The sequence below is a fragment of the Microcoleus sp. S1D4 genome (genome assembly GCF_036700765.1).
Lineage (GTDB): Bacteria > Cyanobacteriota > Cyanobacteriia > Cyanobacteriales > Microcoleaceae > Microcoleus.
Window position 1 is genome coordinate 85,940 of record NZ_JAUBPP010000026.1, and the last position, 6,573, is coordinate 92,512.

Here is a 6,573-nt window from a genome sequence, read left to right on the forward strand (position 1 = left end):
ACTGTTCCTTTCCAGTTGTTAAATCCCAGACTTTGAGGGTTTTATTATATGAACCAGAAATCGCCCGCTTGCCATCGGGGGTGACGGCTACTGCATTGACCGAGCCTATGTGACCATTGAGAGTAAACTGTTCCTTTCCAGTTGTTAAATCCCAGATTTTGAGGGTTTTATCATATGAACCAGAAATCCCCCGCTTGCCATCGGGGGTGACGGCTACTGCATTGACCGAGCCGCTGTGACCATTGAGAGTAAACTGTTCCTTTCCAGTTGTTAAATCCCAGACTTTGAGGGTGTTGTCCGATGAACCAGAAATTGCCTGCTTGCCATCGGGGGTGACGGCTACTGCATTGACCGAGCCGCTGTGACCATTGAGAGTAAACTGTTCTTTTCCAGTTGTTAAATCCCAGACTTTGAGGGTGTTGTCTCCTGAACCAGAAATTGCCTGCTTGCCATCAGCAATGACAGCGACTGCATTTACCGAGTTGCTGTGACCATTGAGAGTAAACTGTTCTTTTCCAGTTGTTAAATCCCAGACTTTGAGGGTGTTGTCTCCTGAACCAGAAATTGCCTGCTTGCCATCAGCAATGACAGCGACTGCATTTACCGAGTTGCTGTGACCTTCAATGGTGCGTAGCAATCCCCTGCGAGGGGGAGTTAAACAGGGTGTCAAAGGACGCAACCAAGCTGCTGCTTTCCACTGCTTTGCTACCTCCAGCATTGCCTGAATCGGAGGCATTTCAAAGTACAGTAAGCGACCTAACAATTGCCCTGCCAGTTGCGTCCGATCTCGAACCCAAATATGTGCCGACAACCTCAGTGTCCTTTGAATCAAGTTCAGGGATTTCGCTTTTTCTGAGTTGTACTCTGGGTGACTTAATGCTTCTGAATTGTCAACCAAATTGAAATCATCAATAAGTGCCTGCACCCCAAATTCAGGATGCTGAATCTTTGCCATCAGAAAGTTAAAATCAGTCAGTTTTTGATAATACTTTTCTAAATTACCTGACTTGACATGATTTGGCAGTAAGCTGCCCAGAAAAGCACGTTGAAAGGAAAGTGGTTTGGCCGCTAACTTGTCAGCAAATTCTCCCATCTCATGCCATCTCCTGTTCTAAATACTCAGTAATCCGTTGATTTACTTCCTGAAAAATTCTCCGATTTGAATCCATCTCCCGTTTGGTTTTCAGAAAGTCAAGGAAACTAGCATGATAAATGGTGTAGCAGATTTCTCCCTCTACATTCTGCTTTTTCAAATACTCAACCCACTTATATTCTAAAACCTTTCCCACGTCACATTCATCCACCTTTGTAATTCCAGCAATCATCTCGCAGGGAATCGCCGTGCCAATCTCTAGTAAAATATACAAGACAATCTCCATCAATTGCCCAGGCTTAGCTTCCATCCCCATTCGCACCCAATGGTTTTGATAATACTCTTGCAGCCCCTCGGGCAATTGCGTTAAACTCAAGTCATTGTAATCGCCCTTAGCAATTGCTGGTAAAACATACCGCAAATACATAAAATTGTTTTCGCTTTTGTTTGCCACTTGCTCGACAAAAATTGTATCGGCAATGTTGCGGGTTTGAATCCATTCTTTTAGACCCTCTTTAGAGTCAGAATCGGTCTTGATAACAAACCGAATATATTCTTTGATATCATCCTGATTATCATTGACATACTCTTCGTCTCTTAAATCTAACTCTTCTTCTGGAACATCTACTAACAACCGCTTTTTATCGAGGCTATAGGGTCGCCGAGTCAGTAGAAAATATACGTTATTGGGCAGATTTTTCGGTAAATGTAAAAGATTACCTCCCGGTTCTTGTTCGACTTCATCCAGTGCATCAATTGCAATTACCAAACGATCGCCCGCCGTGAGTTTTCCCGCCACCTGTGCCAGTAAAGTTGGTAAATCGGCGTCTTCTGAATTTTGCAATTGATAGCGGTCAATTAATTGCCGACGAATGCTCTTCAAAAACAATTCTGGTCGGTTGCGACGTTCGACGAGAATATTGAAATAGCAGGGAGATTTATGTTCCCAGACGTATTTGGCTGCGAGCGAGCTTTTGCCCATTCCTGCATCCCCGACGATCGTAAAATAACCGTGAGGATTTTCGGTGATGAATTGCTGAAACGTATCAAAAACAAATTGGCGGCCGCAAAACCTGCGAATTTTTTCTTCTATTAACGATCTAAATTCTTCAGGATAGGGAGCAACTACTGGTTGTGATGGTTGAGAATACTTCTGTATTAATCTACTCCGCAGAATCCTCAACTTACCTGCACCTGCGTGGTGATCGAGTTCAGGAAAACTGGCTGAAAACCTACTGTAAATCTCTCCCATTCGCTGTTTTACAGTAGCTTCTGATATGCTGAATTTTAATGAAAGCTGTGTCTGATTTTGGGGTTCTCTTTCAGGAGAGATGAGTGCTGCTAGTAATGTTTCGGTTTGTTCCATCGATAATCCATGTCTCCCAGATTCGCCACTCAGGAATGTTTGCCAATCCATCTAGGTTAACCCCTTATTCAACTTTATTACAACTTACGCATCATGCACTTAAATCATCCTGAGCCTTGCCAAGGATCTCTGAGACGGCTGGGATGCTTCGCAGTCCTGAGCCTTGTGAAGGATAGGGACTCTGCATGAATGTAGTTTAATTATACCTTGAGTATACTTTGATTATACCGACCTCTAATAGACCTAAGTTTATACCTCTGGTCAACTTCACTCAATTAAATTGATGCCATGATTTTATCAAGACACACAAACAAGTTTTGATAAACAAGAGAGGTCAGTCAAATGAATTTTAACTTGTTCGGCAACTCGCACTCTGACATCGATGAAATTCCATCAAGTGGAATAGGTATAAAACTTATGGGCAAAATTGCCGATGAGCTAAGTTATACCCGCACCTCTGACGGTCGAAACTGTTTGTTAATTATCAAATATTTTCAGCCAGTACCACCCCAACCTAGCACTCAAGCTGGTTATTTTAAGCGGGCGATCGATGTTTTGAACAGCTTTAACTGGCTTCAAGAGCAACTCACTCCTCAGTCCGCTCGAAATTCTTCTAATCAGCCACTCCAAAAAATAAGCCTGCAACTAAAGTCGGATATCAAGGGTGTAACTCAAGTTTTATGGTGGATTGAGCAGTTTTTTTTAGAGAATCTACAAACAATTCCCGAAGCAGTTTTGCAACAGTGCAAACTTGCAGCGATTGAAGGGTTTACCAATGCTGTTCGCCACGCACACAAAACTCTACCCTCAGAAACTCCGATTGAGCTTGCGATCGCAGTTTTTGCCGATCGCCTAGAAATCAAAATTTGGGATTGGGGACAGTTGTTTGACCTGAAAGCGAAGTTAAAAGAAGAATTGCCCGAAAAAAATCTGTTTAGCTGGAACGAGCTGGGCTTTACGTTTTACTAAATTTCATTAACAAAAGAAAGAGATATTTTTGTTATGGTTGTTGATACTACCCCCAAAATTCTGGTTGTGGATGATGACCCAGCCATCCGCAATCTAGTTCATCGCTTTTTAAATCAGAAATATCACGTAAATTCGGCAGCAGATGGCGATAGTGCTTTAGAATTGTTTGAGGAATTCAAACCAGTGCTAGTAGTTCTTGATTGGAATTTGCCAGATACTACAGGCTATCACCTCTGCCAGGAAATGCAGCGCCGTACTAATGTTTTTGTGGTAATGCTAAGCAGCCGCACCGATGAAGCCGATCGACTGAAAGTGCTATCTGCTGGTGCTGATGACTATATCTGCAAACCATTTGGTCTGGCGGAGTTAGCAATTCGTATCGAAGTTGTGTTGAGACGCATGAGGCTTGTCACTCCATCACGTATCGTATTCGATCAATTCGCGATCGATTCAGAGCGCCGGGAAGCAACACTCAACGATCGCACGATTAAGTTAACAACCTTGGAATTTAATATTTTGTATTTTTTGGCAAGTCATTCCGGTCAATCTTGGAGTCGCCAACAGTTAATCCAAAAAATCTGGGGGTGGAACTGCAACGACACAGAAGAAGGCAAACTTGTTAGCGTACATATCGCTCAGATTCGCAAGAAAATGATTCAAGTTGATGCTACTGGATCGCAGTTTATTAAAACTATTCGGGGTTACGGTTACAGGTTTGAGCCGCCCCAGCACACGGCAATAAAAATTTGCTAAGGAGGACACAGTAATGCCGTTCCCCTACCCCAAAATGATCGTAGCTTGCGGGGCGGAACGCCATCGCACTCCACGATAAATTCAACCATCCTCGGATTAATTGTAGGGACACGGCAATGCCGTTTCCCTACCGAAGATATCCTAGTTTTTAGCCGCCCCAAACCTTCTTCAAAACATCTTGAGGAGAGATGTCCGCCATTTTGCCAGTAGGAGATTTAATCCCCAAAAATCGATCGCTCTTTGGCAACAATTTCGCCGGTTCAGTCGGGCCAAACAAAGCTATTGTATAAGTTTGAACCGCCACAGCTAAGTGCATCGGCGCACTGTCAGTACATATCATCAAATTAGCAGCAGCAATTGTCGCCGCCAACTTGCCGACATCATCCGGCGAGATAACTTTTACATTTGGACATAACTCGACTAACTTTGTCACGAAGTCTGCATCTTCTGGGCCTTTCACAACAACAACCGGCAAATTCGGCTGCCGCTGCTGACAATCTTCAATTATTTGCTTCCAGTTGTCTGTAGGGTAAATTTTGTCAATACCTTTAGACACAGCTAATTGACTCGAACCGCCGTGAATTAGAATGTAGCCGCTTTCTTTTACCCCCAACCGCTGCTGTTCGGCTTCCGCCCACTGAATATCCTGTTTTGGTACATTAATTGCCAGGGGCGGACAAGGATTTTTAATGTTGAATCCTTGCAGCAAATCGTGATACATTGAGGCAGCGTACTGGTCAGTTTTTAGAGGTACGGCATCGGTGAGAAATCGAGCGCCGTTAGTTCCAGAATAGCCAACTCTCTGCGGAATGCCGGTCAGCCACAGCAGCAGCCCTACAGTCCACCGCTGGCCGAGGGAAACAACTGCTTCGTATTCGCGATCGCGAATTACGCCCAGTAAATTGCCCAAATCTGCCATAGCGTTGCGGTCTTTGAAATTGTACGTCAAGACTTCTTTGACGGATTTGCAGACTCGGTAAGCACCCTTTGCCCTCGGTTCCACGATGACATCAATTTGCGCGTCGGGATAAGACTGCTTGAGGTCATCAAGGGTGGGGAAAAATAAAATTTGGTCGCCAATCCCGCCAGGGACAAGTGCTAGTATTCGCATCATAAACGATCGGGCTATTATCTATCTAGGTAGCTCTCAGCGATCGGTCTTCAGCTATCAGCTTATAGTATTTCTAGACTTTAAAAGCTACTGGCTGACAGCTAAACAACTGACCCAAAAGTACAGGACGCTCTTAATATATACCTAGTTGGGTGAAGAAGGGTTACTTAATGCACTTATTAATTCCTGCAGCAGGTTCGGGGCGACGGATGGGGAGTCAGCGGAATAAACTGCTGCTGAATTTGCTCTCTAAACCTTTGCTGAGTTGGACTTTGGCTGCTGCTGAAGCTTCGCAGCAGATTAGTTGGATCGGCATCATGGGACAGCCTGACGATTTTCCAGATTTTAAGGCAATTCTGGCCGACTTAGCTTTGATCAAGCCTGTGGAACTGATTCTAGGAGGGGCTACCAGGCAAGAGTCAGTTTACAACGGTTTGCAGGCTTTGCCACCAAATGCCGATCGAGTGTTGATTCACGACGGCGCTAGGTGTTTGGCAACTCCTGAATTGTTCGATCGATCTGCCGAGGCTCTGTTGGGCTGTCCGGGCTTGATTGTCGCCGTCCCGGTCAAGGATACCATTAAGGTGGTGGACGAGTCTAGGATTGTGCGAGACACGCCGGACAGAAGCAATTTGTGGGCGGCCCAGACTCCCCAAGGATTTGAAGTGAAATTATTAAAGCAGTGTCACGAACAAGGGCGACAAAAGGGTTGGGAAGTTACAGACGATGCAGCTTTGTTTGAAAAATGCGGTTTAGCCGTGCGAATTGTTGAGGGAGAAGAGACAAATTTGAAGGTGACAACGCCCGTTGATTTGAGCGTAGCAGAATTCATTTTGCGCCAAAGATTCGGATAAATTATCTTCAACAAACTTCCGGTACGGGTTTGCTCAAAAAAGAAGCGGTTCAAACTGCCGCTTCTTCTTCTTTCATAAACCTATTTTTTTCGCTTTTTGCACCCAAAAACGGAGACCGTGCCACCTACTACCGTGGAAAAATTTAAATTTTATACCCCAGTTCAAGCTCCGGTGATTCACCCAGCAGCAAGTAAATTTCAAATCGAAAAATGGAAAATCTCAAATCGACTGACATTTTTTGGGGAGGAATAATTCGTTTTTTTTGCTAGTTATTTTTGACGGCGCGAGGGAGTTTGTTGTTTGTTGGGGAGCATCTATGTTTTGTAAAAAGCATTTTTTTTATGGAGCACTATAGCAATCCTAAATGATTTTCTAGACCTAGAGCAATCCTAATTGATTTTCTCCGTGTAACTATATTTATGTATTT

General features: G+C 44.1%; 7 protein-coding genes. 4 read left to right on the forward strand and 3 right to left on the reverse strand.

Annotated elements, in window-relative coordinates; genetic code table 11:
• Together QT998_RS22860 and QT998_RS22865 are read right to left on the reverse strand one after the other, a co-directional pair.
• A partial coding sequence (locus QT998_RS22860) for a WD40 repeat domain-containing protein (RefSeq protein WP_333218157.1) occupies positions 1 to 1,093 on the reverse strand: 1,093 nt, incomplete at its 3' end.
• A 1-nt stretch (position 1,094) separates the two neighbouring features.
• On the reverse strand, positions 1,095 to 2,510 hold the full coding sequence (locus tag QT998_RS22865) for an NACHT domain-containing protein (RefSeq protein ID WP_333117256.1): 1,416 nt from the start codon (positions 2,508 to 2,510) through the stop codon (positions 1,095 to 1,097).
• 291 nt (positions 2,511 to 2,801) lie between these two features.
• Here QT998_RS22865 and QT998_RS22870 point away from each other — a divergent pair, with 291 nt between their 5' ends.
• Entirely contained in the window at positions 2,802 to 3,428 is a 627-nt protein-coding gene (locus QT998_RS22870) for an ATP-binding protein (protein ID WP_333117258.1), read from the forward strand.
• Between the two features lie 33 nt (positions 3,429 to 3,461).
• Entirely contained in the window at positions 3,462 to 4,181 is a 720-nt protein-coding gene (locus tag QT998_RS22875; protein WP_333117260.1) for a response regulator transcription factor, read from the forward strand.
• Between the two features lie 148 nt (positions 4,182 to 4,329).
• Here QT998_RS22875 and QT998_RS22880 read toward each other — a convergent pair whose 3' ends face one another.
• The gene (locus QT998_RS22880) at positions 4,330 to 5,292 is read right to left on the reverse strand and encodes a glycosyltransferase family 9 protein (protein ID WP_333117269.1); all 963 of its coding nucleotides are present in this window, start codon (positions 5,290 to 5,292) and stop codon (positions 4,330 to 4,332) included.
• A gap of 170 nt (positions 5,293 to 5,462) precedes the next feature.
• Between QT998_RS22880 and ispD the strand changes: the two genes are divergently transcribed.
• The gene (gene ispD / locus QT998_RS22885) at positions 5,463 to 6,146 is read left to right on the forward strand and encodes a 2-C-methyl-D-erythritol 4-phosphate cytidylyltransferase (protein ID WP_333093375.1); all 684 of its coding nucleotides are present in this window, start codon (positions 5,463 to 5,465) and stop codon (positions 6,144 to 6,146) included.
• Positions 6,147 to 6,263: 117 nt separating this feature from the next.
• Complete coding sequence (locus tag QT998_RS22890; RefSeq protein ID WP_333117262.1) at positions 6,264 to 6,398, forward strand: hypothetical protein; 135 nt, start codon at positions 6,264 to 6,266, stop codon at positions 6,396 to 6,398.
• Positions 6,399 to 6,573 lie beyond the last annotated feature (175 nt).

What these genes read in the sequence shown, in the direction of transcription:
- QT998_RS22865 (WP_333117256.1), bottom strand. Translation starts at nt 2,510, where the DNA reads ATGGATTGGCAAACATTCCTGAGTGGCGAATCTGGGAGACATGGATTA.
- QT998_RS22870 (WP_333117258.1), top strand. Translation starts at nt 2,802, where the DNA reads ATGAATTTTAACTTGTTCGGCAACTCGCACTCTGACATCGATGAAATT.
- QT998_RS22875 (WP_333117260.1), top strand. Translation starts at nt 3,462, where the DNA reads ATGGTTGTTGATACTACCCCCAAAATTCTGGTTGTGGATGATGACCCA.
- QT998_RS22880 (WP_333117269.1), bottom strand. Translation starts at nt 5,292, where the DNA reads ATGCGAATACTAGCACTTGTCCCTGGCGGGATTGGCGACCAAATTTTA.
- ispD (WP_333093375.1), top strand. Translation starts at nt 5,463, where the DNA reads ATGCACTTATTAATTCCTGCAGCAGGTTCGGGGCGACGGATGGGGAGT.